Origin of the sequence: Streptococcus sp. NLN64 (assembly GCF_015831295.1) — a bacterium.
GTDB lineage: Bacteria > Bacillota > Bacilli > Lactobacillales > Streptococcaceae > Streptococcus.
On sequence record NZ_JADXDQ010000111.1, the window covers coordinates 1 to 1,203 of the forward strand.

At 39.3% G+C, this 1,203-nt stretch carries 1 protein-coding gene; it reads left to right on the plus strand.

Going from position 1 to position 1,203, the window contains the following annotated elements; genetic code table 11:
* Positions 1-308 precede the first annotated feature (308 nt).
* Positions 309-1,203, plus strand: an 895-nt coding sequence (locus I2503_RS09350; protein WP_196967781.1) for an IS110 family transposase, incomplete at its 3' end; no start/stop codon positions are given.

Consider the following 1,203-nt stretch of genomic DNA (forward strand, 5'->3'; position numbering starts at 1 on the left):
CAATAATTGTATAAATACTTGACTATTGCAATGTTTCCCAGAACAATAGAGTTATGGAAAGGACTCATGGTTGTTTCTTATCCTCCTTGTTGCTCAGTCTTCATTACAAAGTCTGTTACCCAGCCCTTCATTTTACCTCCAACCCACTAGCTGTTTCCACCTCTTCACTTCTGCTCTTAGTAGAGAGTAGGCGGCTTGTGAATAGGTGATGAGAATTCTATTATGCGAGGCTGTCGAATGAAGGACTTCTGGGGAACCTTACAGTAGTCAAGGAAACTTCCAAATCTAATAGAAAGGAGACCTTTCACATGAAATGTTTTGTCGGTTTAGACGTCAGCTCTACCAAGCTAGATGTCTGTATTATGTTGAGTGATACATCTACACCATTTAGTGCTTCACTTCCAAATGATTTAGCAGGTGCTTCTGAAATCAAGAAAACTGTTATTGATCTCAATGAGAAACATAGCTTTAAAAGGATTGTGATTGGTATGGAGGCAACGAGTCTCTATAGTTTTCACCCCTTAATGTTCTTCAATGAAGATAGCCAGTTAAAACGGATTGGGGTTGAAGTGGTCGTTGAACAGCCAAATAAGATTAAGAAATATCGAGAAGCTTTCGAAGAAAACAAAAATGATTTTATCGATGCCTTCTATATCGCTGATTATTTCCGTATTGAACGCTTTTCGCCGGCTTTTCTTAAAGAAGAAAAGTATATGGCGCTTCAACACCTCACTAGAACCAGACTACAGATGGTGGAACAGTTGATCCATACAAAACAACACTTTATCGAAAATCTTTACTATAAATGCAATACACTTTCTTCTGAAATCAAGAAGGAAGAGCTTAACACCTCTGTCTTCTCATCAACTATCCTGAGCTTAATGACCGAGGATTTATCCCTTGATGAAATAGCTTCCATTCCTCTCGACCAATTTGCCGACTTCTTACAAAGTAGAGGTAGGGGACGCTTTAAAGACCCCACTAAGCTAGCCAAAGCTATTCAAGCTGCAATCAGAGGGAGTTACCGACTCTCTAAATTACAACAGGAATCTGTCGATGTTATCCTCGGACTATTGGTTCGAGAAATCAGAAATCTTGAAAAAATCATCAAAGATATCGATAAAGCTATCGAGGATATGGTCGAAACAATTCCTGAATACCAGTGTCTAACCTCTATTCCCGGTGTTGGGAAAGTCTACGCTG